28 protein-coding genes are annotated in these 24,417 nt (G+C 64.3%); 11 read left to right on the top strand and 17 right to left on the bottom strand.

Annotated features, from left to right (window positions below):
- Positions 1-3: 3 nt before the first annotated feature.
- Positions 4-699: an ATP12 family chaperone protein gene (locus AX703_RS20065; RefSeq protein ID WP_062346660.1), complete on the top strand. Its 696-nt coding sequence runs from the start codon at positions 4-6 to the stop codon at positions 697-699.
- A 102-nt stretch (positions 700-801) separates the two neighbouring features.
- Here AX703_RS20065 and AX703_RS20060 read toward each other — a convergent pair whose 3' ends face one another.
- Genes AX703_RS20060 through AX703_RS20045 form a run of 4 tightly spaced genes read right to left on the bottom strand, consistent with a single transcriptional unit; the run spans position 802 to position 4,381 of the window.
- Positions 802-1,374, bottom strand: coding sequence for an ABC-type transport auxiliary lipoprotein family protein (locus AX703_RS20060; protein ID WP_062346692.1), 573 nt, complete (start codon positions 1,372-1,374; stop codon positions 802-804).
- A 13-nt stretch (positions 1,375-1,387) separates the two neighbouring features.
- The gene (locus tag AX703_RS20055; RefSeq protein WP_039331668.1) at positions 1,388-2,347 is read right to left on the bottom strand and encodes an MlaD family protein; all 960 of its coding nucleotides are present in this window, start codon (positions 2,345-2,347) and stop codon (positions 1,388-1,390) included.
- 10 nt (positions 2,348-2,357) lie between these two features.
- Complete coding sequence (locus AX703_RS20050; protein ID WP_062346658.1) at positions 2,358-3,263, bottom strand: ABC transporter ATP-binding protein; 906 nt, start codon at positions 3,261-3,263, stop codon at positions 2,358-2,360.
- Entirely contained in the window at positions 3,263-4,381 is a 1,119-nt protein-coding gene (locus AX703_RS20045; protein ID WP_062346656.1) for an ABC transporter permease, read from the bottom strand. Before AX703_RS20045 ends, AX703_RS20050 begins: the two co-directional genes overlap by 1 nt.
- A gap of 128 nt (positions 4,382-4,509) precedes the next feature.
- On the opposite strand from AX703_RS20045, the gene AX703_RS20040 reads away from it, so the two are divergent.
- Positions 4,510-7,212 (top strand): valine--tRNA ligase, encoded by a 2,703-nt coding sequence (locus tag AX703_RS20040; RefSeq protein WP_062346654.1) that lies wholly within the window; start codon positions 4,510-4,512, stop codon positions 7,210-7,212.
- A gap of 2 nt (positions 7,213-7,214) precedes the next feature.
- On the top strand, positions 7,215-7,958 hold the full coding sequence (locus AX703_RS20035; RefSeq protein WP_062346690.1) for a 7-carboxy-7-deazaguanine synthase QueE: 744 nt from the start codon (positions 7,215-7,217) through the stop codon (positions 7,956-7,958).
- Between the two features lie 118 nt (positions 7,959-8,076).
- Here the strand turns inward: AX703_RS20035 and ssb are convergent, their stop codons facing one another.
- The 5 genes from ssb to AX703_RS20010 form a co-directional block, all read right to left on the bottom strand.
- Positions 8,077-8,631, bottom strand: coding sequence for a single-stranded DNA-binding protein (gene ssb / locus AX703_RS20030; protein WP_062346652.1), 555 nt, complete (start codon positions 8,629-8,631; stop codon positions 8,077-8,079).
- A gap of 97 nt (positions 8,632-8,728) precedes the next feature.
- A complete protein-coding gene (locus AX703_RS20025) occupies positions 8,729-10,588 on the bottom strand; it encodes a ferrous iron transporter B (RefSeq protein ID WP_062346650.1) in 1,860 nt (619 codons plus the stop codon).
- The gene (locus AX703_RS20020) at positions 10,585-10,839 is read right to left on the bottom strand and encodes a FeoA family protein (protein ID WP_039331659.1); all 255 of its coding nucleotides are present in this window, start codon (positions 10,837-10,839) and stop codon (positions 10,585-10,587) included. Before AX703_RS20020 ends, AX703_RS20025 begins: the two co-directional genes overlap by 4 nt.
- Positions 10,840-10,910: 71 nt before the next feature.
- Entirely contained in the window at positions 10,911-11,561 is a 651-nt protein-coding gene (locus AX703_RS20015; RefSeq protein ID WP_062346648.1) for a COQ9 family protein, read from the bottom strand.
- Positions 11,562-11,572: 11 nt separating this feature from the next.
- Entirely contained in the window at positions 11,573-12,187 is a 615-nt protein-coding gene (locus AX703_RS20010; protein ID WP_082734703.1) for an ankyrin repeat domain-containing protein, read from the bottom strand.
- A 79-nt stretch (positions 12,188-12,266) separates the two neighbouring features.
- On the opposite strand from AX703_RS20010, the gene AX703_RS20005 reads away from it, so the two are divergent.
- The 6 genes from AX703_RS20005 to AX703_RS19980 are packed head-to-tail and all read left to right on the top strand — an operon-like array spanning position 12,267 to position 16,254.
- Positions 12,267-12,878: an SCO family protein gene (locus tag AX703_RS20005; RefSeq protein WP_039331648.1), complete on the top strand. Its 612-nt coding sequence runs from the start codon at positions 12,267-12,269 to the stop codon at positions 12,876-12,878.
- A gap of 7 nt (positions 12,879-12,885) precedes the next feature.
- Positions 12,886-13,329: a YcgN family cysteine cluster protein gene (locus AX703_RS20000; protein WP_062346646.1), complete on the top strand. Its 444-nt coding sequence runs from the start codon at positions 12,886-12,888 to the stop codon at positions 13,327-13,329.
- Positions 13,322-14,107 carry a M48 family metallopeptidase gene (locus tag AX703_RS19995; protein WP_156452141.1) on the top strand — a complete coding sequence of 262 codons (786 nt, stop codon included), beginning with the start codon at positions 13,322-13,324 and terminating at the stop codon, positions 14,105-14,107. The genes AX703_RS20000 and AX703_RS19995 overlap by 8 nt, the downstream gene beginning before the upstream one ends.
- Before the next feature lie 51 nt (positions 14,108-14,158).
- Positions 14,159-14,650: a hypothetical protein gene (locus AX703_RS19990; protein WP_062346641.1), complete on the top strand. Its 492-nt coding sequence runs from the start codon at positions 14,159-14,161 to the stop codon at positions 14,648-14,650.
- The gene (gene ribD / locus AX703_RS19985; protein WP_062346639.1) at positions 14,647-15,618 is read left to right on the top strand and encodes a bifunctional diaminohydroxyphosphoribosylaminopyrimidine deaminase/5-amino-6-(5-phosphoribosylamino)uracil reductase RibD; all 972 of its coding nucleotides are present in this window, start codon (positions 14,647-14,649) and stop codon (positions 15,616-15,618) included. Before AX703_RS19990 ends, ribD begins: the two co-directional genes overlap by 4 nt.
- 12 nt (positions 15,619-15,630) lie before the next feature.
- Positions 15,631-16,254: a riboflavin synthase gene (locus AX703_RS19980; RefSeq protein WP_039331642.1), complete on the top strand. Its 624-nt coding sequence runs from the start codon at positions 15,631-15,633 to the stop codon at positions 16,252-16,254.
- Between the two features lie 7 nt (positions 16,255-16,261).
- On the opposite strand, the gene AX703_RS19975 is transcribed toward AX703_RS19980, so the two are convergent.
- The 3 genes from AX703_RS19975 to AX703_RS19965 form a co-directional block, all read right to left on the bottom strand.
- Complete coding sequence (locus tag AX703_RS19975; RefSeq protein WP_062346637.1) at positions 16,262-16,930, bottom strand: alpha/beta fold hydrolase; 669 nt, start codon at positions 16,928-16,930, stop codon at positions 16,262-16,264.
- Between the two features lie 4 nt (positions 16,931-16,934).
- Positions 16,935-17,825 (bottom strand): methylenetetrahydrofolate reductase, encoded by an 891-nt coding sequence (locus tag AX703_RS19970; protein WP_062346635.1) that lies wholly within the window; start codon positions 17,823-17,825, stop codon positions 16,935-16,937.
- Positions 17,826-17,899: 74 nt separating this feature from the next.
- Entirely contained in the window at positions 17,900-19,297 is a 1,398-nt protein-coding gene (locus AX703_RS19965; RefSeq protein ID WP_062346633.1) for an aminomethyltransferase family protein, read from the bottom strand.
- Positions 19,298-19,435: 138 nt separating this feature from the next.
- Here AX703_RS19965 and purU point away from each other — a divergent pair, with 138 nt between their 5' ends.
- Both purU and AX703_RS19955 read left to right on the top strand, forming a co-directional pair.
- Positions 19,436-20,290, top strand: a complete 855-nt coding sequence (gene purU, locus AX703_RS19960) for a formyltetrahydrofolate deformylase (RefSeq protein ID WP_062346631.1) — start codon at positions 19,436-19,438, stop codon at positions 20,288-20,290.
- 76 nt (positions 20,291-20,366) lie between these two features.
- On the top strand, positions 20,367-20,768 hold the full coding sequence (locus AX703_RS19955) for a glyoxalase/bleomycin resistance/extradiol dioxygenase family protein (protein ID WP_039331632.1): 402 nt from the start codon (positions 20,367-20,369) through the stop codon (positions 20,766-20,768).
- Here the strand turns inward: AX703_RS19955 and AX703_RS19950 are convergent.
- Genes AX703_RS19950 through AX703_RS19930 form a run of 5 tightly spaced genes read right to left on the bottom strand, consistent with a single transcriptional unit; the run spans position 20,765 to position 24,372 of the window.
- On the bottom strand, positions 20,765-21,523 hold the full coding sequence (locus AX703_RS19950; RefSeq protein WP_197423784.1) for an alpha/beta fold hydrolase: 759 nt from the start codon (positions 21,521-21,523) through the stop codon (positions 20,765-20,767). The two genes, AX703_RS19955 and AX703_RS19950, sit on opposite strands and share 4 nt — an antisense overlap.
- Positions 21,502-22,278, bottom strand: a complete 777-nt coding sequence (locus tag AX703_RS19945; protein WP_052241956.1) for a glutathione S-transferase family protein — start codon at positions 22,276-22,278, stop codon at positions 21,502-21,504. Before AX703_RS19945 ends, AX703_RS19950 begins: the two co-directional genes overlap by 22 nt.
- 4 nt (positions 22,279-22,282) lie before the next feature.
- The gene (locus AX703_RS19940; protein WP_062346626.1) at positions 22,283-23,032 is read right to left on the bottom strand and encodes an SDR family NAD(P)-dependent oxidoreductase; all 750 of its coding nucleotides are present in this window, start codon (positions 23,030-23,032) and stop codon (positions 22,283-22,285) included.
- Complete coding sequence (locus AX703_RS19935; protein WP_039331630.1) at positions 23,029-23,490, bottom strand: beta-lactamase hydrolase domain-containing protein; 462 nt, start codon at positions 23,488-23,490, stop codon at positions 23,029-23,031. Before AX703_RS19935 ends, AX703_RS19940 begins: the two co-directional genes overlap by 4 nt.
- 9 nt (positions 23,491-23,499) lie before the next feature.
- A complete protein-coding gene (locus tag AX703_RS19930; RefSeq protein WP_082734701.1) occupies positions 23,500-24,372 on the bottom strand; it encodes an amidohydrolase family protein in 873 nt (290 codons plus the stop codon).
- Positions 24,373-24,417: the final 45 nt, after the last annotated feature.

Here is a 24,417-nt window from a genome sequence, read left to right as displayed (position 1 = left end):
ACAATGAAGCGTTTCTACAAGGCAGTGACGGTCGAGGCGGCAGACGGCGGCTTCGGAGTGAGGCTCGACGGGCGAGCGATCAAGACCGTGGGGGGCAGACCGCAAGTCGTGCCGACACAGGCGCTTGCCGAAGCGATGGCGGCGGAGTGGGCGCGCCAGAGCGAGGAGATCGATCCGGCGCTGTTCCTGTTCCGCGACATGGCGGACTATGCGATCGATGTCGTTGCCGGCGGCCCGGCGCAGGTCATCGCCGAGATCCTGCCCTACGCCGAAACCGACACGCTGTGCTACCGCGCCGAGCCGGATGAGGCCTTCGCCGCGCGCCAGCGGATGATGTGGGAGCCGCTGCTGGCGAGCGCCGAAGCGCGGCTGGGCGTGCAGTTCGTGCGCGTGACCGGCATCATCCACAAGCCGCAGCCGGTAGAGACGCTGGCTGCCTTGCGCGATGAACTCGAAGCGCTCGATGCATTCCAGCTTGCCGCGCTGCGCAACACGACGAGCCTTACCGCATCGCTGGTGATCGGCCTTGCCGCGTTGCGACCCGACGCCGATCTCGACGCGCTGTGGGACGCCGCCAACCTCGAGGAGGACTGGCAGGCAGAACTCTGGGGCAAGGACGCCGAGGCCATGGAACGGCGCGAAAAGCGCGCTGGCGCTTTTGCTGCGGCGGCGCGGTTTGCGGGGCTGGCAATCAAGTAAACCGCTGCGTCCCCGCGCAGGCGGGGACCTCGGTGCTGTTACAAAACCCTTCAGTAAACCGACTGAGGCCCCCGCCTGCGAGGGGGCGCAACAGTTGTATCCTTAGCCGACCCAGTCCGCCACCTGCTTGGCCACGGCATTGGCGGCTTCGTTAAGCGCCGGGCCGACATACTTCGCCTCGGCCTCGGTCACCGGCACTGTGCTTTCAAAGCGCTTCGTTTCGACACGCCCGCCACTTTCCTTGACTGCATCGTAGCGGACCACGGCGGACATGGTGCGCGCATCATAGCCCATGTCGAGCAGGCGGCCCGAGAGGTGGAGACCCGCAGCGCCCGGATCGTTCTCGATCACGAGGCGGCTGCCGCGTGCACGGATGGTTTCGGCCAGCAGGCGCTGGAACAGGCGCGAGGGACGTTCAACCCACATTGTCTTCTTGAGATAGGCGACGTTGGCGTCGTCGATCTGCACCGGCACGCGGGTGACCGCGAGGCGCGCTTCGGCCGAGGGCTCCATCACCACCAGCGCATTGGCAAACGTGCCGCTGGTGGTGCTGCCCGCAGCAGGCGCAGCGGTGGGGGTCAGGGCGAGCAGCGTATCGGGCACCTTCGGGCCCAGGCTGACGCAGCCCGAAAGTGCGGCAAGGAGTGCGGGGACGACTAGGGCTTTACGGATCATCTTCATCGCCTCCTCAGTTCTTGTAGTCGGGCAGCTTGGGGCCGCCGACAAAACCGCCGACGCCCTGATCGTTCAGGCGGTCAGTCACTTCGCGCAGGGATCTGGTCGTCGCCTGAAGATCGCGGATCGCGGCTTCGGCAGCGGGCAGCGTGCGTTCGTTGAGCTGCCGTGCGGCCGGGCGGGCCTCGCTGAGCGTGCCCTGCAATTCGTCAGCCGCGCCCTGAGCGGATTTCAACGTCTGGCGAAGCTGCTTGGCCAGGCCATTGGCATCGTTGTTGAGCATATTGTCGGCCGAGTTGGTCAGCTTCTCGAAGCTGGCCAGGGTATAGTTGGCCTGCCGCAGCGTTGCCTGCAGTTCGGCCAGCGTGCGCTTCACATCGGGCGAGGCATCGGCAAGATTTCCGGTCATGCGATCGGTATTGGCGAGGATATTCTCGATCGACTTCTGGTTCTTGTCCGACAGCACCATGGTCAGGCGCTCGGTCAGCGTGGCGAGGCGTTCGAGCAGGAGCGGGGCGTTCGAAAGGATTTCGCCAAGGCCGGAGCGCTTGGTCGGGATGACCGGCACGCCTTCGGGGCAGGTGGCGCGCTTGTTTTCCTTGGGGCAAGCGATCGGCGGGGCGCCCTTGACTGCGCCGGAAAGCTGGATCGTCGAAACGCCGGTGAAGCTGCCGAGCAGGCTGGCGGTTGTGCCCTGCAGGATCGGCACCTTGCGATCGACCGCAATGCGTACGCGGACGAATTCCGGGTCGCGCTCCCACAGCTTGATGTCCTTGACCTGGCCTGAAGGCACGCCCGAGAACGAGACTTCCGAGCCCTTGGCAAGGCCATCGACCGACTGCTTGAAGAAGATGTCGTATTCGTTGAGGTCGCCCTGGTTGAGACGCGCGATCCAGATGGTCAGCACGGCCGTCGCCGCCAGCAATGCCAGCGTGACCAGCCCGACCCAGATATGGTTTGCGCGCGTTTCCATCGCCTAGTCCTTATGCCCCTTCAGGATCAGGCGAAGAACGCCCAACGTCCGAATTAGTCGCCAGCGTGGCTTCATGCCGCGCAGTATCGTGCCGTTCCTGGGCATCCTGCGCCGCACGTCCGCGCGGTCCGTTGAAGTATTCCTGTATCCACGGATGATCGAGCGCGAGCAGTTCCGGGATCGTGCCGACGGCAATCACCTTCTTGTCCGCGATCACCGCCACCCGATCGCAGATTTCGTAGAGCGTATCGAGATCGTGGGTGATCAGGAATACGGTGAGATCAAGCGTCTGCTGCAGTTTGAGGATCAACTGGTCGAAAGCGGCCGCGCCGATCGGGTCGAGTCCGGCGGTCGGCTCGTCAAGAAACAGCAGTTCGGGATCGAGCGCGAGCGCGCGGGCAAGGCCTGCACGCTTCTTCATGCCCCCCGAAAGTTCGGACGGATACTTGCTTGTCGCTTCGGCGGGCAGCCCAGAGAGCAGGACCTTGTAGCGCGCGATCTCGTGGCGCAGCTCGTCGCTGATCTCCGGGAAGAATTCACGCAGGGGAACTTCGACGTTCTCTGCCACGGTCAGGGTCGAAAACAGCGCGCCGCCCTGGAACAGCACACCCCAGCGGCTGCGAATGTCGATGTCTTCATCATCGCGGGCATCGGTGATCGAACTGCCGAGCACTTCGACTTCGCCCGATTCCGGAATCTGCAGGCCGATGATCGTGCGCATGAGGACCGACTTGCCGGTGCCCGAACCACCGACAACGCCAAGGATCTCGCCCCGACGCACATCGAGATCGAGGCCTTCGTGGATCACGTGATCGCCAAAGACATTGCGCACACCGCGCACGCGGATCGGATACTTGCCCTCGAACGGATCGGGCAGGTCGATCAGCTGCTCGGCGGTGGCGGCGTCCTGGTCCATCAGCCCCACCCGATATTCGTGAAGAACACCGCAAAGAACGCATCGAGCACGATGACGGTGAAAATCGCCATGACCACCGCCGCCGTGGTGCGAGTGCCGACTTCCTCGGCATTGTTCTTGACCTGCATGCCCTGGTAGCAGCCCGCCAGCGCGACGATCAGTCCGAACACGGGCGCCTTGGTGAGGCCAACCCAGACATCGTGCAGCGGCACGACTTCCTGGACACGGGCGAGGAAGGTGAAGAACGGGATGCCCAGCGTCAGGCTCGACAGGAAAGCCCCGCCAATGATGCCAAGGAAGGCCGAATAAAAGCCGAGCAGCGGCATCATGATCATCGTTGCGGCAATGCGCGGAACGACCAGCGCCTCCATCGGAGATACGCCGATGGTGCGCATGGCGTCGACCTCTTCGGTCAGCTTCATCGTGCCAAGCTGCGCGGCAAAGGCAGAACCGGAGCGGCCGGCGACCATGATCGCGGTCATCAGCACGCCAAGCTCCCGCAAGGTCAGGCGGCCGACGAGGTTGACGGTGTAGATCTCCGCCCCGAACTGACGCAACTGCACTGCACCTTGCTGGGCAATGACGATGCCGACGAGGAAGCTCATCAATCCGATGATGGCGAGCGCGTTGACGCCGACCAGTTCCATCTGGTGGACCAGAGCCTTGCCACGGAAGCGTGAGGGATGGCGCAGCAGGGTGCCCGCCGAAAGGATCACCTGGCCAAGGAAGCCCAGCACCTGCAGCGCACCCTGGCCCAGCCCGGCCATGACCATGCCGACATGGGCGGGCACGCGTTCCAGCAGCGGCAGGCGGTGCGCGGTGACTGAATGATCGTTCGAATCGGCCTTGCGGATTGCATCGACCAGCTTCTGCGCTTCCTCGCTGCAACCAATGATCTTTGCGTCGTTATCTCGCGAGAGGCGCCAGACTGTCCACGCGCCGACGGTGTCCATGCGGGTGACGCCGGAGAGGTCGATCGCGGCGACGGATTCGCCCAGCGAACGCAGCCGCGCATCGGCCAGGCCCAGGGAGGACACCGTCATCGGCCCGCGGAAGGCGAGCTTCGCGCCTTCCCCTTGCGCAGAGGCCTCAATCTGGAAATCGGTCAGTTCCCGCATCTTGCCCGCTTCATGGGGTATTTAGGCCAAGGCGACAAGTGCAACACAAGCGCCGTAACGGTGGAACAACCCTTCGAGTTCCCCGCAACGCTTGCAGGCGCGGGCCCGCGATGGCAAGGCGCTGCCCCATGAACGACAAGACTTCTGCAGAACTGGCCAAGACTTTCGAACCCGCTGGGATCGAGGCCAAGTGGTATGCCCGTTGGGAAAGCAACGGGCTGTTCCGGCCCGAACGCCCCGACGCCGCGCCCTATACCATCGTCAATCCGCCGCCGAACGTGACGGGGTCGCTCCACATCGGCCACGCCCTCGACAATACGCTGCAGGACGTGGTGATCCGCTACGAACGCCTGAAGGGCAAGGATGCGCTGTGGGTGGTCGGAACCGACCATGCGGGTATCGCCACGCAGATGGTGGTCGAGCGCCAGATGGAAGCCCGCCAGGACAAGCGCACCAACTACACGCGCGAGCAGTTCGTGGACAAGGTGTGGGAGTGGAAGCACGAGAGCGGTGGCACCATCACCGGTCAGCTCCGCCGCCTCGGCTGCTCGATGGACTGGAGCCGTGAGCAATTCACGATGGACCCGCACTTCACCCGCGCCGTGGTGAAGGTCTTCGTCGACCTCTACAACCAGGGGCTGATCTACCGCGACAAGCGGCTGGTGAACTGGGACCCCAAGCTGAAGACGGCGATTTCCGACCTCGAGGTGGAAACGCGCGAGACGCAGGGCGGGTTCTGGCACTTCAAGTACCCGCTGGCAGACGGTGTGAAGCGCGACGATGGCCTGGACTACATCGAAGTTGCGACCACGCGCCCCGAAACGATGCTGGCCGACATGGCCGTGGCGGTCCACCCTGAGGACGAGCGCTACAAGTCGGTCATCGGCAAGGAGATCCTGCAGCCGCTGACCGGGCGCCGGTTCAAGGTGGTGGCAGACGAGCACGCCGATCCCGATCTGGGTTCAGGCGCGGTGAAGATCACGCCGGGGCACGACTTCAACGACTTCGAAGTGGGCAAGCGCGCCGGGATCAAGCCCGCCGACATGCTCAACATGTTCGATGCCGAGGCCAAGGTGGTGCAGACAGCCGATGGGCTGGTGCCGGCCGAGTTCGTAGGCCTCGACCGCTTCGATGCGCGCAAGCTGGTGGTCGAGCAGATGAAGGAAGCGGGCTTCCTCATCCCGCACGTGACGAAGGACAAGGAAGGCAACGAGGTTCAGCACGATGCCGAGCCGCGCACGATCCAGACGCCGTTCGGCGACCGTGGCGGCGTGGTGATCGAGCCGTGGCTGACCGACCAGTGGTACGTCGATGCCGAAACTCTGGCCAAGGCGCCGATGGAAGCGGTGCGTTCGGGCGCGATCGAGATCGTGCCGAAGACCTGGGAGAAGACCTTCTTCAACTGGATGGAGAACATCCAGCCCTGGTGCGTTTCCCGCCAGCTGTGGTGGGGGCACCGGATTCCGGCGTGGTACGGCTCCGACGGCCAGTGCTACGTTGCCGAGACCGAGGAAGAGGCGCAGGCGAAGGCGGGCGCAGGCGTCACTCTGGAACGCGATAGCGACGTCCTCGACACGTGGTTCTCCTCCGCGCTCTGGCCTTTCGCCACGCTCGGTTGGCCGGATGAAGACGCGCCGCTGCTGAAGAAGCACTATCCCAACGACCTGCTCGTCTCGGGCTTCGACATCCTGTTCTTCTGGGATGCGCGCATGGCGATGCAGGGGCTGCACTTCATGAAGGAAGTGCCGTGGAAGAAGCTCTACCTGCACGGCCTCGTCCGTGCCGCCGATGGCGCGAAGATGAGCAAGTCGAAGGGCAACGTGGTCGATCCGCTGGGCCTGATCGACAAGTACGGGGCCGATGCCCTGCGCTTCTTCATGTGCGCGATGGAGAGCCAGGGCCGCGACGTGAAGATGGATGAGAAGCGCGTCGAGGGTTACCGCAACTTCGCCACGAAGCTGTGGAACGCCGCGCGCTTCTGCCAGAGCAATGGGATCACCGGCAGCACTTCAGTGGCGGCTCCTGCGGCGACCTCGGCGGTCAACAAGTGGATCATCGGCGAGGTTGTGGAAACTGTCGCCGCGCTTGACCAAGCGATGGCCGACTTGCGCTTCGATGCGGCGGCAAACACCGTCTACCACTTCGTCTGGGACCAGTTCTGCGACTGGTATATCGAACTGATCAAGGGCAACTTCGACCCCGAGACCAAGGCCGTGGCGGGCTGGGTGCTCGACCAGATCCTGGTGATGCTCCACCCGTTCATGCCGTTCGTGACCGAAGAGCTGTGGCATGCGCTTGGAAAGCGGGACGGCGAACTGATCGTGGCCGCATGGCCGAAGCCCGAAGCTGAAGTGGACGCAGCAGCCAAGCGCGAGGTCGAATGGCTGATCGCGCTGGTCTCGAACCTGCGCACGGCCAAGAACGAACTTGGCATTGCGCCGGGGGCCAAGCTCGACGCCTATCTGCCCGAACCTTCGGCGCTGACGCGCTCGATCATCGAGGCCAACCCGGCGGCAATCGAGCGTCTCGCGCGCCTCAACGGCATCCGCTTCGAAAGCGCTCCGGTCGGCGCAGCGATGCAGGTTGGCGCGGGCGATGCCAACATCGTCGTGCCGCTGGAAGGCGTGATCGACATTGCGGCAGAAAAGGCGCGTCTCGAAAAGGCGCTGGCCGCCTCGCAGAAGGAGGCAAAGTCGCTCGAGGGACGTTTGGGCAACCCCTCGTTTGTCGAGAAGGCCAAGCCTGAGGCGGTCGAGAAGGCCCGGGCCGACCACGCCATGCATGCCGCCGAGGCCGAGCGGCTGGCAGCGGCGCTGCAGCGGCTGGGGTGAACTTGCTTACCCTCGCCACGGTCAACCCCGGCGAGCCGGAGGTGTTCTCCTCTTTGCAGGGGGAAGGCCTCGGGCTGGGGCGGCCATCGGTGTTCGTGCGGCTATCGCGCTGCAACCTCGCCTGCCGCTGGTGCGACACCGCCTACACCTGGCGGTTCACGGGCGACAACCGCCCCCATCGCGACGAAGTGGCGTTCGAGCGCGGGGAAAATCAGCTGAAGATGAGCGAGGCCGACGCGGCCGCGCTGATCCTGTCCCACCCCGAGGACCGACTGGTTATTACCGGGGGCGAGCCGCTGCTGCAGGGTGCCGCGCTGGCGCGACTGGTGGCGCTGCTCAAGGCGGAGCGCCCTGCCCTGCATGTCGAGATCGAGACCAATGGCACCGTGGCAGTGCATCCGGAACTCGATCCGCTGATCGACCAGTTCAACGTCAGCCCCAAGCTGGCGCATTCGGGCAATCCGGCTGAACTTGCCCTTGTGCCGGAGCGACTGGATGCGTGGGCGCGCGATGTGCGGGCCTGGTTCAAGTTCGTGGTCGCGAGCGCGTCCGACCTTGCCGAGATTGCCGCTTTACAGGACTGCTACCGCATCGCCAGCGATCACCTGTTCGTAATGCCTGAAGGTACCGCGAGTTCAGTGTTGCGCGAACGCTCGCGGTGGCTGGCGGAGGAAGCGCTGGAGCGCGGCTGGCGGTTTACAGACCGGCTGCACATACACCTTTACGGGGATACGCGCGGGACCTGAGCCCTGCCCTGAAAACGAATGAACCCCGCGCAGGCAGGGGCCTTAATCGGCTTACGCTTCTGTTCCGTAGCAACACCAAGGTCCCCGCCTTCGCGGGGACACAAGAAGTGGCGCTTGCTCAGAAGGGAATATCGTCGTCCAGATCGTCGCCGAAGCCGCCGCCGCCGCCCTGGTTCCAGCCACCGCCCGAAGCGGCGCTGCCACCACGCGAGGAACCGCCGCCAAAGCCGCCCGAACCGCCCGACGAGCCGCCCTCATTCCAGCCGCCACCGGACGAGCGGCCACCGCCGCCACCGCCCATGCCACCGCCACCAGCGCCGCCCGAGCCATCGAGCATGGTCAGCACGCCGCCCATGCCGCCCACCGAGATTTCGGTGGTATAGCGATCATTGCCGGACTGGTCCTGCCACTTGCGGGTGCGCAGCTGCCCTTCAATGTAGACCTTTGAACCCTTGCGCAGGAAGCGCTCGACCACGCCGACGAGACCATCCGAGTTGATGACCACGGAGTGCCACTCGGTGCGCTCCTTCTTCTCGCCGGTGGCGCGGTCCTTCCAGCTTTCGGACGTCGCGATGCGCAGGTTGGCGATGCGGCCTCCGTTCTGGAAGCTCTTGATTTCGGGGTCTGCCCCGAGGTTCCCGACAAGGATCACCTTGTTGACGCTGCCTGCCATCGAATCACGTTCCTTCTGATCTGGGCAATTGCCTAGCGCATGGGGGCTCGGCCAAGCCAGTCACCATGCCACCGTTTCCACAGACCAGCGCGGCAGTTCAGCCCAAACCGGCCGCAATCGCCGTCCAGTAGGTCACGCCCGCCGCCGCATAGGCCAGCGCAAACAGGTAGGCGAGCATGAAGGCGGGCCATTTCCAGCCATTCGTCTCGCGCCGGGCGACGGCGATGGTCGAGAGGCACTGCGGCGCAAACACGAACCAAGCCAGGAAGGCGAGCGCCATCGGCAGGGTCCAGCGTGATTTCAGCTGATCGCCCAGCGCCATGGCGGCCTGATCCTCGTCGTCGCTGGCGCTGACGGCATACGTCGTGGCGAGCGAACTGACCGCAACTTCACGTGCAGCCATGGCCGGAATGATCGCAAGGCTCATGTCGCGGTTGAAGCCGATCGGATCGAGCACGACCGAAAGGCCATTGGCAAGCGTTCCGGCGACCGAGGCGTTGACCTGATCCTGCCCCGGCTCGGCGCGGGGGAAGTTGAGCAGGATCCACAGCGCGATCGTGACGGTAAAGATCATCGTGCCCGCACGGCGCAGGAAGATCCACGCGCGCTGCCACAGGCCGAGCGCGAGGTCCTTGACCGTGGGCAGCTGATACTTGGGCAGTTCCATGATGAAGCCCGATGCGGCGCCCTTGGTCACCGAGCGACGCAGCACCAGCGCCACCACCATCGCGCCGATGATCCCGGCCACATAGAGGCAGAACAGGACAAGGCCCTGCAGACCAATGCCGGGACCGACCTTGGTATTCGGGATAAACGCGGCGATGATCACCGCATAGACGGGCAAGCGCGCCGAGCAGGTCATCATCGGGGCGATCAGGATCGTGGTCAGCCGGTCCTTGGGATCGGTGATGCTGCGCGTCGCCATGATGCCGGGAATGGCGCAGGCAAAGCTCGACAGCAGCGGGATGAAGCTGCGGCCGGAAAGACCGACGCCGGCCATCATGCGATCCATCAGGAAGGCGGCGCGGGCCATGTAGCCGGTCGCCTCCATCGTCAGGATGAAGAAGAACAGGATGATGATCTGCGGCAGGAACACCAGCACCGAGCCGACCCCCGCGATCACGCCATCGGTCAGCAGATCGCGCAGCAGGCTTGTCGGCAGGGTCGCCTTGGCCAGATCGCCCAGCGCCGAAACGCCGCCGTCGATCGCATCGGCAAAGGGCGTTGCCCAGCTGAACACCGCCTGGAACACGATGAACAGGAGCGCGAACAGGATCGGCGGCCCTGCCCACGGATGGAGCAGCAGCTTGTCCATGCGCGCGTGAATGCGATGCTTGGACGTTTCCGAAAGGATCGCCGCTGTCGCCATCTGGTGGGCGAGCATGCGCCGCTCTGGCAAGGTGACATGCGGCCGCGCGGCATCGAGCGCGCGCTCGGGCTTGTCACGCGCATCGCCGATGGCGGCAGCCAGCTCGGTGAGACCGCGCCGGCGCACGGCCACGGTCGGGATCACCGGCACCCCGAGCGCAGCTTCGAGCGCAGCAGGATCGAGGGTCAGGCCATCGCGTTCGGCAAGATCGACCATGTTGAGCGCGACCACGGTGGGACGGCCAAGCTCGAGCACTTCCTGCGCAAAGACGAGGTGCTGTTCGAGGTTCGAACTGTCGAGCACCAGTACGATGACGTCGGGCCTGGCCTGGCCGGCTTGTTCACCCATGATGACCTTGCGGGTCACTTCCTCGTCAGGGCTGGTGGCTTCCAATCCATAGGAACCGGGCAGGTCGACCAGTTCGACCGGCTCACCCGAGGGCAGGATCAGGCGACCCGCCTTGCGTTCGACCGTGACGCCGGGATAGTTGGCGATCTTCTGGCGCGCGCCGGTCAAGGCATTGAACAGCGCGCTTTTCCCGGCGTTGGGATTGCCGACGAGCGCGGCGACGGTGGGCATCTTGCTCATGCGACAGCTTCTGCGATCGGTTCGACCGTCATCGCCAGCGCATGAACCCGGCGAATGGCGACAGTCATGCGGCCAATCTCCACGGCCAGCGGATCGCGGCCCGCGAAGACACCACGATAGGCGAGCGTCACCCTTGCGCCTTCGTCAAGGCCGAGCGCGCGCAAGCGCTGAGCCTCTTCAGCGACAAGCGCAGACCAATCGACCGATGCGATTCGGGCGGGCGTACCAACAGGGAGCTGATCGAGCGTCACCGGTTCCCGCTGCCATAGCGTGCCGGCATTTGCAAGTCATTCGCAATAGAATTGCGCTGGATCAAAAATGGTCAGGCGGCAGGGTAGCGCAGGCGGCCAAGCATCCGCGTCAGCGAGAAGGTCTCCTCGCGCGGCTTGAGCAGCTTGGCCTTGGTCTTCTCGAACTGCATCACGTTCTCGATCCGGCGATCGAGGAAGGTGCGCGTGTCCTCGTGGCCATCGCTGGTATCCTGCGCGAAATAGGCAAGAGTCGCGGCGTAGATCGAGCCAAGGGTGATGCGCTTGGTATAGTGGTTGTAATCGGTGGCGGTGTCTCCCGCGAGCCGCCACATCGCGTCGGCGCTCGACCAGCCCAGCCGGGTCGCCTTTGCCACGTTCTGCGGCATGGCCATGATGGCCAGTGCGCGGCGCAAGGCCTCTTCCTTGCCGATCAGTGCATCGAGCCGGAACTGGACAAGGCGGCGGATGCGTTCGCGGATCGGCAGATTGCCGAGCTGGGTGGAGGGAAGCGCAGCGGCCATGTCGGCATCGATGCGCGCGATCCAGGCGGAGATCATCTGCATGGGCCCGTCCTGGAACACAAAGGCGGCCAAAGCAGGATCGACGCCTTCCATTGCAGCGGCAGCCGCAACGGCAGCCGGTTTCCAGCCATCAAACGCAGCAGCTTCGGCGATGGCGGGCGCCAGGCGAAGGCGCAGGGCATCCAGGGTTTCGTCGGTCATGTCAGTACCCGTCAGAACGAGGGGCCGTAGGTCTTCTTGGGCGCGGCGGACTTTGCTTCTTTCGAAGCCCTTTCCAGTTCGCCCAGCACCGGACTGCCCTTGTCGAGCGCAGCATAATCGCGCGCAGAACGGCCCGAATTGTCTGGGCGATCGGGGTTGGCGCCAGCCTTGATCAGCATTCGCACCAGCGCCAGGTCCTTGCGGTGGACGGCGCTGATGAGCGGGGTCTCGCCCGTGTTGTTCGCCTCATCGATGCGCGCGCCCGATTTGATCAGTTCATCGACGCCTTCGAGGAAGCCCATTTCTGACGCGGCTACCAGCGGGGTCACGCCGCGATTGTCGCGCGCGTTCACGTTGGCGCCCTTGCCGATCAGGAATTGCACCCAGACAAGATCACGCCGGGCCACGACAATGTGAAGCGCGGTCTGTCCGGTGGTATAGTCCTTGGTGTTGATGATCTGCGTGCCGGGCTCGTTCAGAGCCTCGGTCACCTTGTCGCCTTCCTTCTTGCGGACGGCTTCGAGGAACTTGTAGCTGTCGGAAAACTGGGCCTGTGCCGGAATTGCCGTGGCGGCGGCCAGCAGCATGGCCAGCGCGGTAAGCGGCCTGCGCATCTTCGACAGCATTCGAACCTCCTGTTGCGTGCCCCATCAGCCATTTACGGCCTTGCGGACTCGCCTCTTGCAAGGACACGGTTAGCAGAGCATGAACCGGCGCGCCATGGCCCTCGCTTTCAGATCGACACTCGCCGCGCTTGCCGCAACCTGCACTTTCGCGCTTGGCGGATGCAACATGACCCCTGCCGAACAACCGCCTCTTGAAGGCGCCGCGATTGGCGGCGACTTCACGTTGACGGGCAAGGACGGGCAGGCCGTGAAGTGGAGCGACTTTGCGGGCAAGTATCGCATCGTCTATTTCGGTTACACCTTCTGTCCGGATGTCTGCCCGCTCGACATGCAGAACATCGCACAGGGCCTTCGCCTGTTCGCCAAGGAACACCCCGACGCCAAGCCGATCGTGCCGATCTTCATCACCATCGATCCCGAGCGCGATACCGCGCATGTCGTGGGCAAGTATGCCGCGAACTTCGGCAAGAACGTGGTCGGGCTCACGGGCACGCCGGCACAGATCGCCGACGTCGCAAGGAAGTGGGCGGTGTTCTATCAAAGGCGCGACGAGGGCAAGCCCGACGCCTACCTGATGGACCACAGCCGCGCAGCCTATCTGATGGGCCCGGACGGTTCTGCCATCGCGTTGTTGCCCGCCGAACAGGACGGAAAGGCCGTGGCCGCCGAACTCGCCAAGTGGGTGAGTTGACGCCGGAATGAGCGACGACCGCTTCTGGGAACGGCCAGTGGCAACACTCAGCCGCGAGCAGTGGGAAGCGCTGTGCGACGGCTGCGGCAAGTGCTGCCTGCACAAGCTGGAGGACGAAGACACCGGCGAGGTGGTCCATACCAATGTTGCCTGCAAGCTGCTGGACCTCAGGACCGCGCGGTGCAGCGACTACAAGCATCGCCGCGCCTATGTCCCCGATTGCCTGCGCCTGACGCCGAAGCTGGCGCGAGAATTGCCGTGGTTGCCCGATACCTGTGCCTATCGCTTGCGGGCCGAGAACCAGCCGCTGCCTGAGTGGCATTATCTGATTTCTGGTGATCGCGAGGCCGTGCATCGCGCTGGACAGTCGGTCGTTGGCAAGGCGGTGAGCGAAACGCTGGCCGGGCCGATCGAGGACCATATCGTGCCATCGGACCATTTCGATGGCTAGGGGCGTGCTCGACTGGTTGCGGCGGGCCGACACCAAGGCCAAGCAGACCCCCTCTCGCGGAACTTTGGCCCCGCGTGCCGTGGAGCGCCGGACGCTGATGGTCGAAGGACGCGAACTGCCGCTGGTGATCCGCAAGCTCGGCCATGCCCGGCGGATGACGCTACGGCTCGCGCCCGACGGCAGCGAGGCGCGTGTTTCGATCCCGGCATGGGGTCGCGTCGGCGATGCCGAGGCTTTTGCTCGCGACCGGGCCGACTGGCTGGCGGGGCAACTGGCGCGGATGCCAGAGACACGCGCTATCGCGCCCGATGCCACGGTGCCCTGGCGGGGCGAGACCTTGCAGATCGAATGGTCGGAGCGGGCCCGACGCAAGCCGGTGATCGCGGATGGACGCCTGATCGTCGGGGGGCCCGTCGAGGGGCTGGCTGCGCGGCTGCAGCGTTGGCTCGAGGCCGAGGCGCTCGCTTTCTGCGCTGATGACCTCGCCCATTACTGCGCCCGCGCCGGAGAAGCCGTCCCACGCCTGTCGCTATCGCGCGCGCAGCGGCGCTGGGGCAGCTGCGCGGCAGACGGGTCGATCCGGATGAACTGGCGGCTGATCATGGCGCCGGATTTCGTGCGGCGTTCGGTCGTGGCCCACGAAGTGGCGCACATGAAGCATTTCGATCATAGCCCCGCCTTCCACGCTCATCTCGAACAGCTTTTTGAAGGGGATATCCAGGCGGCGAACCGCTGGCTCAAGCGGCACGGCCGGTCGCTGTATGTGCCATTTGGCTGAATGCCTGCCGATGGGTAGCGAAAGCGTGCGCCAGCGCCTATCTAGGCGGGCATGAGAGCCTTCTTCCGCAACGTATCCCCGCGCCGGGCCATCGTCGATTTCTGGCAGGTCTTTACTGCGCCCAGCGATTATCGCCGTGTCGGACTGGTGATGGCAGCGGCGGTGACGGGGACGTTGTTCACCGCGATGGCGATGGAAGGCGGCACGGCGCTGCCCCGTCCGCCCGAGATCATCTATTTCCCGAGCTTTCTCGAGAACCGCAGCGACGCCGAGATCCTCGCCGAAAACAAGGCAGCGACCGCCAAGGCCAAGGCAGAGGAAGCCGAGGAGGAGGCGCGGCAGGAGCGCATCCGCCAGATGTACAAGGCGGTGGGCGACGCCACCGGGGTTGAAACCAAGCTTGCCTACGAGGAAGGCAAGGCCGAACGCGAGGCCTACCGCAAGAAGGTCGAGGCCGCGCGCAGGGAAGTGCTGGACAAGCATCTGGTCGACAATCCTGTCTATGATGCCGAAATGAAGAACGCACAGACCGAGAAACCATGACCAGGGCTGAGGACCTGCGCTGGCTCGATGCCGCCGCGGCGCTCGCGGCGCGTGGGCGTCCATTGAGCAGGCCCAATCCGGCAGTCGGAGCGGTGATCGTCAAGCACGGCCTGATGGTAGGCCGTGGCTGGACGCAGGCAGGTGGCCGGCCTCATGCCGAAGCCGAGGCTCTGGCCATGGCCGGTGAGGCCGCGAACGGTGCGACGCTTTATGTCACCCTGGAACCTTGCGCCCATGCCAGTGCGCGCGGCCCTTCGTGCACATCGCTGGTGCTGGGCAGCGGCCTTGCGCGCGTGGTGATCGGCGTTGAAGATCCAGACCCGCGCACGGCAGGCAGCGGGATCGCCGCGCTACGTGAAGCAGGTATTGCAACAGACGCTCTGCCCGCCCCGGCGGCACGGGAGTCTCTGGCCGGATACCTGACACGGTCGGCGCAAGGACGACCACATGTCACTCTGAAGCTCGCAACTTCGCTGGACGGCAAAATAGCCCTCGTCGACGGATCGAGCCAATGGATCACCGGCCCCGAAGCGCGCGCGCATTGCCATGTCGAGAGGGCACGGGCCGACGCGATCCTTGTCGGCGGCGGCACCTTGCGCGCCGACACGCCGAGGCTCGACGTGCGCCTGCCGGGGCTCGAGCACCGCAGCCCGCAGCGCATGGTACTGACGCGCGGCACGGCGCCTGAAGGCTGGACGGCGGTTGCAGATATCACCGCGCCGCAAGCTTTCGGGGATGTGCAGTACCTGTTCGTCGAAGGCGGAGCGCAGGCGGCAGCCGCATTCATCGCCGCCGACATGGTAGACCGGCTGCTGATCTATCGCGCCCCGATCATCGTTGGCGCAGGTTTGCCCTGCATCGGCAACATCGGCCTCGGCTCGCTCGCTGACGCGCACGGACGCTGGCGCAATGTGGACCGGCGGACGCTTGGCAGCGATGCGCTCGACGTCTACGAGCGGGTCCGCTGAAGGAGATTTCTTATGTTCACCGGGATCGTCACGGAAATCGGCAACATCCTCGCCGTCGAAGACAAGGGGGACCGCCATATCACGATCTCGTGCGCGATGGACCCAGTGAAGATCGCCATCGGCGCCTCGATCGCCTGCTCGGGCGTTTGCCTGACCGTGGTGGACAAGGGAGGCGTGGCTGGCGAAGGCTGGTTCGCGGTGGACGTTTCGGGCGAAACGGTGAGCCGCACTGCAGCGGAGCAGTGGACTGTGGGCGCGCCGCTCAACCTCGAACCGGCGCTGAAGCTGGGCGATGAACTTGGCGGGCACATCGTGACCGGGCATGTCGACGCCGTGGGCGAGGTCGTCAGCATCCGCCCCGATGGCGCCTCGCTCAAGTTCTGGATTTCGGCGCCGCAGGAACTGGCGCCATACATCGCGGCGAAGGGGTCCATCACGGTCAATGGCGTGTCCTTGACCGTCAACGAAGTGGCGGACCAGCCCGACGGATCTTGCCAGTTCGCGCTGAACATCATCCCCCACACCGCGCAAGTCACGACGATGGGCGCGCTGAAGCCGGGATCGAAGGTAAACCTCGAGATCGACGTATTGGCGCGCTATCTCAAGCGGATGCAGAGCCTGGCGCAGCAGGGTTGAGCCCGATTCAGGCGCAGCCGAGTACGATCTGGAGCAGTTGGTCGGGCTGGTCACCCATGACGTTGTGGCTGGCTTCGGCCTCGTGGTACTCCCAGGCCGGATCATCCTGCACCGCCTCGGCAAACTTGCCGAAGGGTGACGGGCTCCAGCCATTGGCGAAAATGTAGACGTGGCGGGGAATCTTCGCTTCCTCGCCGGTGAAGCGCACGGCTTCGACCAGCGTAAGCAGAGGATGATCGGACAGGACCGGGCTTTCAAGGCCGGGTAGCGGGGAAACGGCGCCGGGCTTGTGCTTCTGGCTGCCGATGTAGTGATCGTGCTCCCACGGCCCGGTCAGGTCCCACAGCGATTGCCCGTCCTGCGGCAGGAAGGCGTCGACATAGACGAGGGCGTCGATGCGCGCGCCGAGGCGCGTGGCGACGCCGGTGATGACCATGCCGCCCCAGGAATGGCCGACCAGCACGAAGCGGTCGAGACCGGCCTTGGCGATCTGGTCGCACACGTCGTCGATGTGCGTGGTCAGCGTAATGCCGGGGTGGAACTCGGCCTTGCGGCGACCGAGACCGGTAAGATCAGCGGCGAGGACACGGTGTCCGGCAGCTTCGAGATCGGCCTTGAGGCGGTCCCACGCGAAGCTGCCGCCCCAAGCGCCGTGCACCAGCACAAAGTCGGTCACCGGCTCAGGCCCCCTGGCCGATGCCGTGCTTCTTGTTGTAACCGTGAATCCATTCGAGGGTCTTGGTCAGGCCACCGAATGGGTAGAAGTGCAGGCGCACCTTGCCGTGCTCGGACCCGAGGCCACGGGCGAAGGCGTCGACCAGCTTGTCCGGCCCGGCCGTGCCGAGCAGGTTCGTGACCGAGATCCCGTACTTCTTGAGCACCGAGGTCGACGCGCCGACGCCGCAGCGCGCGGCAAACGCCAGCAGGCGCTTGATCCCGGCAGGCCCAGGCACGCCGATGCGCACCGGAGCGTCGATGCCACGTGCGCGCAGTTCCTTCAGCCAGGCGAGGAAGGCATCGGGATCGAAGCCGAACTGGGTGACGATCAGCGGGGCCATGCCGCGCGCGGTGATTTCCGCCACCTTCTTCTCGAGGACCGCCCAGCATTCGGCCTCGGTCATGTTGGGGTGCCCTTCCGGGTGGCCGCCAATACCGATGGCCTTGATGCCCGAACGCTCGAAGGCGCCGGTCGCGATCAGGGCGGACGTGTCGAAATATGGGCCGACGGGCTCGGGCGGATCGCCGGCGACGATGAAGCAGCGCGTCACACCGGCCTTTTCCACCACGGCGCGCAGGTAGCCTTCGAAGTCGTCCTCGGACGTGATCCGGCGGGCGGAAAAATGGGGCATCGGCTCGAAGCCGAGTTCGCGCACCGCAATCGTCGCGGCAACGCGGGCGCCGACGTCTTCCCCGGGCAGGAAGGTAACGGCGATGGGGGTTTCTGCCGGGATGAGCGGGGCGGCATCGCGCAGCGAGGCTTCGTCCTTCGCGGTCATCTCGAGGCTGAAACCATCGGTGATCCCGTCGGGCGTCTTGTCCCAGTTGGGATGGATGATCGATGCCTTTGCCATGTTCGGGATCCTCTCTTGTTCAGGCCGAATGCCCGGCCGCCATTGTGGCGGTCCGGGCAATACGGTTGGTTGGCTCAGCGAGCAGTACGCCAGCCTTCCGCGTAGTTTTCGCGAGCGACGCGGCTGTAGGGGACCGGCGAGACGATCGCACGGACCTCGATCTGCTTGTGCGGCTCGACGGTGGTCTTGCGGGTACCGCCGTTCTCTTCACCCCACACCACGCGCAGTTCGGTGCCGACCGGGATTTCCGGATCGATCGTGGCGAGGCTGAGCGCCTGCTTCTCGTTGTACGAGTAGCCGGTGAACATCGAGAAGCCGACGGTCTTGCCACCAGCATCGACGACGCGGTCGTAGTTCGACGAGGCGTAGTTCGCGAGCGGGGTATCGAAGAACTTGTACTGTTCGCCATCGGGGTTGAACAGCGAGGCCATGATCTTGGCCATGTCCTCGGGGTTCCAGGCGAGCGTCACCTTCTTGCGCTGCTCGGCCGGGTTCAGGGCTTCCAGCGCCTCACGGCCATGGAAATCATGGTCGAACTTGACGAAGTTGCCGTAACCCAGCTCCCACGGGTTGAGGTAGTAGTCCTCGATGTTGTCGGAGACGAACGAACCGCCGATCGAGCCGGTCGCTTCGTAGCTGTCAGCTGCCAGCCACTCGCGGAAGCCCTTGAGCTTTTCGCCGGTGTAGATGGCGGGAAGCGGCGACGGGATCCAGCCCGATTCAAGGGTGTTCGAAGGATAGGCGCGGCTGCCGCAAGCGATCAGGCCGAATTCCTTGCCGGCTTCGAGGATCGCGGCGCGGATCTCTTCCTGCTCGGCATAGGGACCCCAGATTTCGAGGCCCGGCGCGCCCGACATGCCGTGGCGCAGCGTGCGCACGGTCTTGCCGGCGATGTTCATCGTGCTCATGTTGAAGAACTTGAGCTGTTCGAGCGGGCCGCCGTGCAGCTTCTCGATCACGGCCCAGGCGTTCGGCCCTTGGATCTGGAAACGCCATTCCTTGCGGGTGACGGGCTTGCCCATCGGACGCATCGGCGAACGGTCGTCCAGCTCGATCTCGCAATCGTAGCCGCCGGTGGCAGCGTGGTAGCGCAGCCAGTTCGAAGCCGGGGCGCGGCCGACGTAGGTGAACGATTCTTCTTCTTCCCAGAAGATGATGCCGTCACCGATGACATGGCCGTAAGGCGTGGTGGGGACGTACTGCTTGGCCTTGTTGACCGACCAGCCCTTGGGGCTGTTGATCATGGTGTCGGACAGCAGCTTCAGTGCGTCCTTGCCGCGAATGTACAGGTTCACCATGTGGTGCGACTGGTCGAACAGCACGGCGCTGTGCTGCCATGCCCACTGCTCCGAACGCCAGTTCGAGAATTCCGGAGCGACGACCGGATAGACGTAGGCACCGAGCTGCGAGTTGCGCAGCATTTCGACGATATTGCCGCCTTGCTGGATTACCTCTTCGAGGTTCTTTGCCATGTGAAACTCTCCCGACTTGAAAATGGCAGGGTTGAAAAACTTGTATGCAACACATACAATCTCCCTCGAGATTCGCAATGGGAAATGTTGCGCCCAATGAGCGCCACCCCTAACGCGACTAGGACGGGAGAGATTTTGATGAGCGCATCGCTGATTTTGACGCTGTCATGCGAGGACAAGCCGGGCATCGTCGCCCGCGTCACGGGCAACCTCTATGAAGCGGGCGGAAACATCCGGGAGGCGCAGCAATTCGATGATTCGCTGAGCGGCAAGTTCTTCATGCGAGTCGTGTTCGATCCAGGCGAAACCGGGATCGAAGCCTTCCGCACGGCCTTTGCGCCGGTTGCCGAAGACTACGGCATGGAATGGAACATGCGCGACACGGCCGTGAAGCGGAAGGTCGTCCTGATGGTCAGCAAGTTCGACCACTGCCTTGGCGACCTGCTGTACCGCACGCGCATCGGTGAATTGCCGATGGAAGTCGTCGCGATCCTTGGCAACCATCCCAAGGAAGCGCTGAACATCTCGCTGATCGGCAATGTGCCATACCATCACCTGCCGATCACCAAAGAGACCAAGCCGCAGCAGGAGGCCGAGGTCAAGCGCATCGTCACCGAGACCGGCGCAGAACTGGTGGTGCTAGCGCGCTACATGCAGATCCTGTCGGACGATCTCGCCTCATTCCTTTCGGGCCGCTGCATCAATATCCATCACTCGTTCCTGCCGAGCTTCAAGGGCGCCAAGCCCTATCACCAGGCGCACGCCCGCGGCGTGAAGATGATCGGTGCGACCGGTCACTACGTTACCGCAGATCTCGACGAAGGTCCGATCATCCACCAGGACGTCGAGACCGTGACTCACGCCGACAGCCCCGAAGACCTCGTGCGCAAGGGCCGCGATGTGGAACGCCGCGTGCTGGCGGAAGCAGTGCGCCTGCACCTCGAGGATCGGGCTCTCGTCAACGGCAACAAGACTGTCGTGTTCAAGAGCTGAGCGGTTTCAAAGGTTGAGATTGGACGGCGGCGGGGGCACCATGCTCCGGCCGCCGTTTTGCTGCGGGAGAGAATCAATGCACGTCAACGCGCTCGATCACGTCAACATCATTACCGACCGACTCGACGAGACAGCCGAGTTCTACAAGGCGCTGCTAGGGTTGGAACGGCGCGATGGTCCGCCCCCCCTCACCCCGCAAAACGCGCAGTGGATGTACGATGCAGGCGGCAAGGCCATCGTGCACATCAATGCCGTCGATTGCCCGCGCGCCTATGACCGCGAAGTGCAGCCCGGTTCGCTCACCGGCGCGATCCATCACGTTGCGCTCAATTGCTCAGGCTACGACGATGTGCTGGCGCGCGTGGCCGCACTGGGGCTCGACTGCCAGACCAACGTGGTCGAAGCCATCGGGCTGCGGCAGATCTTTACCGCAGACCCGAACAACGTGCTGCTGGAGCTGAACTTCTTCGCCGATTAGGCCGGCAACGCTGCTTCCAGCGCGTCAGCCAGTTCCTGCGGTTTCGACAGGTAGGGACTGTGATCAGCCTCAAGCGTGACCACGTTCGCGCCAGGCGACATCGCGATCATGCGGCGCTGGCTTTCGATCGGGATCGTGCGGTCGAGCGTGCATTCGATGTAGGTGCGCGGCAGACTGCCCCAGCGCTCGGGGGTGATAGCGATCTTCTCGGAACGAGGAGCGTGTGGTTCGGCCATGAGCCTTCCCATCGCCGCATCGACAAGGTCAGGCGGGGAGACTTGCGCAAAGACCGGTGCAGCATTCGCAGCATCGATAACCGTGGCGACGCCATCGTGGACCTTGGAGATGATCGCATCGAAGGCAGGGTTGGGGCCTTCGAGTTCCTTGAATTCGGCGCGGCTCATGCCAGCGGGAAGCATCATCGCGCAGATATAGACGATGGCATCCATTGCAGCTGGATCACGCTCTGCCGCGGTCGACACGACAAGGCCACCGCGCGAGTGTCCGGCAAGCACTACCGGGCCGACGCCCTGTGCCATCAGGTCCCGGCAATGCTGCGCAGCAAATTCGCCCCAGCCATCGAGCGTGACCGCCGCCATTTCCCCGGCCGTGCCGCCCATGCCAGGCAGCGTCGGCGCCACGACCGTATGCCCACGCGCGCGCAGGATCTCGGCGACAGGATCAAAACACCAGCCGCCGTGCCAGGAACCGTGTATCAGGACAAAACCGGCCATCAGCGAACGTGCCCCGACCATGTCCGCAGGCCCGGCGCGGTGCGGTCCTCGCTCTTCAGGGCTTCGGCGACTGCGGGACGTGCGGTGACGCGGTCGCGCCATTCGCACAGGCGTGGGAAGCGGCTCGCCACTTCCATCTCGGGGAACATACGCTCGACCATCATGCCGCAGTGCGAATAAAAGTTGATGTCTGCAAGGGTGTACGTGCTCCCTGCCAACCACTTTGTCTGCCCAAGCTGTGCCTCGACTTTGGCAAGGGCATATTCGATCTTGGCGGTGGCGTTGGCGAGGTCCGCCTCCGAGAAACCTGAGCGAGCCGTAGCCCACTTCTTGCGCTGATCGGGCAGCGGTATGTTTTCGAGCAGCTTCTCGAAATCGCCGTTCTCGATGTTGCGCGCGATGACCCCGACCATGCGGTGCCAGCCGTGCATCGAGACGAAGTTCATCACGTGCTCGTCGACGAACTTGTTCCAATAGCGCATCCGCGCCGCGCCAACCGGATCGTGCGGACGCAATGGAGCGTCGGCGGGCTGCGCGTGAGGGAAGGCATCCTCGAGGTATTCGTTGATTACCGTGGTGTGGGTGATGATCGTGCCGTCATGATCGAGAACGGGCACCTGTCCCTCGGGATTGATCGCGGTGAACCACGGCTGGTGCTGTTCGAACTTGTGCAGATCAACGTAGATGCTCTCGTAGGCGAGCCCCTTCTCCTTGAGCGGGACCATCGACTTGAGCGAGTTCGCCAGCGGTTCGGCGTGGTAGTATTTCAGGGCCATCGGATCAGACTCGCATGGTGCCGAGCATGCCACCGTCTACCGCCCAGCTTTGGGCGGTGACGTGGCTGGCGGCATCGGACAGAAGGAATGCGGCGACCTTGGCCAGCTCCTCGGGCTGGCCGGTGCGGCCTTGCGGCACTGCCTTGGCCATCTGCGAGGCGGCTTCGGCGGGCAGGCCATCGAGCATCGGCGTCTCGATCAGCCCGGGCACGATGCAATTGCAGCGCACGCCGAACTCGGCCACTTCGTTGGCGACCGCGCGCGAAAGGCCGAGCACGGCGTGCTTGCTGGCGACGTAGCCCGCATTCATCGGCAACCCGCGCTCGCTGGCGAGGCTACCGGTGACGAGGATCGCGCCTTGCCGGCGTTCCTTCATCGCGGGCAGCACGTGCTGGATCGCCCAGAGCACGCCCTTGAGGTTCACCGCCATCACGGCGTCGAACATCTCGTCGGTATATTGCTCGACGGGAGCAAACATGCCGCCGATGCCGGCGTTCAGAAACATGCCATCGATCGGGCCATTGGCAGCGATGGCATGATCGAGCGCGTCATGCAGCGCGGCCTTGTCTGCAACGTCGGCCGCAGCGAAGGCGGTGCTGCCGCCAAGGTCGCGCGCAGCCTGTTCGAGCAGATCGGCGCGGCGGGCGATCAGTGTAACGCGTGCGCCCGCCTGCGTGCAGATGGTCGCAGTCGCGCGCCCGATGCCGGTAGAGGCGCCAGTGATGACGATGTGCTTGCCCGAAAGATCGATCACTCGGGGGTCCTTGCGATGAATTCCGCCCAGACGCGGGCTTCCTTGCTGTCATGGCCTTCGGGAGACCATTGCCGTTCCATCAGCGCGCGCGCGACGGGCTCCGCAAGGCCGCGACGGTCGCGGTTGTAGCGGTAGAAGAACGCCGAGACGCGCCAGTTCATGATGCAATGGACGTGGACCGGCCTGGGTCCTTCCTCCACCGCCTTCACGAAAGCGGCGAAGTGGTCCTCGCCCGGTGCGTCGAACGGAACGGGGATGTGGGTATAGGCAATGCCTTGCGCGGCAAGCTTGTCCCCTTCCCCGGCCAGCGCTTCGGGATGAGTCTCCAGCGCGAGATTGACGACATGCGCTACGCCCAGATCGGCGAGGCGCATGACGTCCTTGTCCTCGATCCGGCCCGACGTGGTAATTTCCGCATCAAGCCTCTGCCAGCCGCGGATGTCGTCAGGATCGGCCATCAGGCAGGCTCAGGCCAGCCCCAGCAGGCGCGCGGCGTTGTCCTTCATGATGCCCGGCATGACCTCTTCCTTGAAGCCGACCTTCAGCGCCGCATCGATCCACTTCTGAGGGTGGATCAGCGGGAAGTCCGAACCGAACAGCATCTTCTTCCTGAGCTGCGTATTGGCGTACTGGATGATCTGCGGCGCAAAATACTTAGGGCTCCAGCCCGACAGGTCGATGAACACGTTGTCCTTGTGCAAAGCCATGGACAGGCTTTCATCCACCCATGGCCACGACGGGTGGGCGAGGATGATCTTCATGTCGGGAAAATCGACCGCGACATCATCGACCAGCATCGGCTGGCCGTACTTGAGACGCATGCCGCCACCGCCGCGCATCCCCGTGCCCATGCCGGAATGGCCGGTGTGGAAAATCGCGGGCAGGCCATACTCGGCAATGACTTCGTATATCGGATAGCCAACGCGGTCGGCCGGGTGGCAGTTCTGGGCAATGCCGTGGAACTTGAAGCCCTTCACGCCAAAGTTCTCGATCAGATCGCGGGCTTCGCGCGCGCCGTACTTGCCCTTGTGCGGATCGATCGAGGCGAAGGCGATGCAGATGTCGTCGTTCTTGGCCGCCATTTCGGCAACTTCGTAGTTCGACACGCGCTTGGCACCCATGCCGCATTCGGCATCGACCGTGAACATGCAGAAGGCGATCTGCTGCTCGCGATAGATCTCGACGATCTCGGGCATCTTTGGCCGCTCGCGCGGGGCCTTGAAGTAAGCCGAAGCGGCGTCGAAGAACTGGCCCATGACGGGATCTTCCGGATCGTGGCACGAGACCTCGGCATGGACGTGGACGTCGATCGCCTTGATCTTCGAAATGTCGATGGGCACCGCTCTTTTCCTTCAATTTTGCAAGCATCAAGGCAGCCCTGCCGC

This window comes from Novosphingobium sp. CCH12-A3 (assembly GCF_001556015.1).
GTDB classification, from domain to species: Bacteria; Pseudomonadota; Alphaproteobacteria; order Sphingomonadales; family Sphingomonadaceae; genus Novosphingobium; species Novosphingobium subterraneum.
Note: the sequence above shows the minus strand (reverse complement) of the source record. Positions and strands in the feature narration are given on the sequence as shown.

Coding starts and splice junctions, on each gene's coding strand:
- AX703_RS19965 (WP_062346633.1), bottom strand. CDS start 19,297: ATGGCAAAGAACCTCGAAGAGGTAATCCAGCAAGGCGGCAATATCGTC.
- ssb (WP_062346652.1), bottom strand. CDS start 8,631: ATGGCAGGCAGCGTCAACAAGGTGATCCTTGTCGGGAACCTCGGGGCA.
- AX703_RS20025 (WP_062346650.1), bottom strand. CDS start 10,588: ATGAGCAAGATGCCCACCGTCGCCGCGCTCGTCGGCAATCCCAACGCC.
- AX703_RS19995 (WP_156452141.1), top strand. CDS start 13,322: ATGGCTAGGGGCGTGCTCGACTGGTTGCGGCGGGCCGACACCAAGGCC.
- AX703_RS20045 (WP_062346656.1), bottom strand. CDS start 4,381: ATGCGGGAACTGACCGATTTCCAGATTGAGGCCTCTGCGCAAGGGGAA.
- AX703_RS20015 (WP_062346648.1), bottom strand. CDS start 11,561: ATGACCGACGAAACCCTGGATGCCCTGCGCCTTCGCCTGGCGCCCGCC.
- AX703_RS19970 (WP_062346635.1), bottom strand. CDS start 17,825: ATGGCAAAGGCATCGATCATCCATCCCAACTGGGACAAGACGCCCGAC.
- AX703_RS20010 (WP_082734703.1), bottom strand. CDS start 12,187: ATGCTGTCGAAGATGCGCAGGCCGCTTACCGCGCTGGCCATGCTGCTG.
- AX703_RS19980 (WP_039331642.1), top strand. CDS start 15,631: ATGTTCACCGGGATCGTCACGGAAATCGGCAACATCCTCGCCGTCGAA.
- AX703_RS19945 (WP_052241956.1), bottom strand. CDS start 22,278: ATGGCCCTGAAATACTACCACGCCGAACCGCTGGCGAACTCGCTCAAG.
- AX703_RS19990 (WP_062346641.1), top strand. CDS start 14,159: ATGAGAGCCTTCTTCCGCAACGTATCCCCGCGCCGGGCCATCGTCGAT.
- AX703_RS20060 (WP_062346692.1), bottom strand. CDS start 1,374: ATGATCCGTAAAGCCCTAGTCGTCCCCGCACTCCTTGCCGCACTTTCG.
- AX703_RS20000 (WP_062346646.1), top strand. CDS start 12,886: ATGAGCGACGACCGCTTCTGGGAACGGCCAGTGGCAACACTCAGCCGC.
- AX703_RS20050 (WP_062346658.1), bottom strand. CDS start 3,263: ATGGACCAGGACGCCGCCACCGCCGAGCAGCTGATCGACCTGCCCGAT.
- AX703_RS20040 (WP_062346654.1), top strand. CDS start 4,510: ATGAACGACAAGACTTCTGCAGAACTGGCCAAGACTTTCGAACCCGCT.
- ribD (WP_062346639.1), top strand. CDS start 14,647: ATGACCAGGGCTGAGGACCTGCGCTGGCTCGATGCCGCCGCGGCGCTC.
- AX703_RS20005 (WP_039331648.1), top strand. CDS start 12,267: ATGAACCGGCGCGCCATGGCCCTCGCTTTCAGATCGACACTCGCCGCG.
- AX703_RS19950 (WP_197423784.1), bottom strand. CDS start 21,523: ATGGTCGGGGCACGTTCGCTGATGGCCGGTTTTGTCCTGATACACGGT.
- AX703_RS20055 (WP_039331668.1), bottom strand. CDS start 2,347: ATGGAAACGCGCGCAAACCATATCTGGGTCGGGCTGGTCACGCTGGCA.
- AX703_RS19935 (WP_039331630.1), bottom strand. CDS start 23,490: ATGGCCGATCCTGACGACATCCGCGGCTGGCAGAGGCTTGATGCGGAA.
- AX703_RS19955 (WP_039331632.1), top strand. CDS start 20,367: ATGCACGTCAACGCGCTCGATCACGTCAACATCATTACCGACCGACTC.
- AX703_RS20065 (WP_062346660.1), top strand. CDS start 4: ATGAAGCGTTTCTACAAGGCAGTGACGGTCGAGGCGGCAGACGGCGGC.
- purU (WP_062346631.1), top strand. CDS start 19,436: ATGAGCGCATCGCTGATTTTGACGCTGTCATGCGAGGACAAGCCGGGC.